Here is a 236-nt window from a genome sequence, read left to right on the forward strand (position 1 = left end):
ACCGCGCCTCCAGTCAGTCAGGTGCGTGCGTTACTCGCCGCGCAGCTCCAGGTACTTGGCGATGAGCGCCTTCGTCGAGGAGTCCTGCGCGTCCAGCGCAGCCTGGTCACCGTCGACCGCCGGGGCGATCTGCAGCGCCAGCTGCTTGCCGAGCTCGACGCCCCACTGGTCGAACGAGTCGATGCCCCAGATGGTGCCCTCGGTGAACACGATGTGCTCGTACAGCGCGATGAGCT

The 236-nt window shown here is 66.9% G+C and carries 1 pseudogene; it reads right to left on the bottom strand.

Annotated features, from left to right (window positions below):
* Positions 1–30: 30 nt before the first annotated feature.
* A pseudogene (locus tag BIV03_RS15840) lies at positions 31–236 on the bottom strand (glucose-6-phosphate isomerase); the annotation flags it as partial.

This window comes from Curtobacterium sp. MCBA15_016, assembly GCF_001865105.1.
Classification (GTDB): domain Bacteria; phylum Actinomycetota; class Actinomycetes; order Actinomycetales; family Microbacteriaceae; genus Curtobacterium.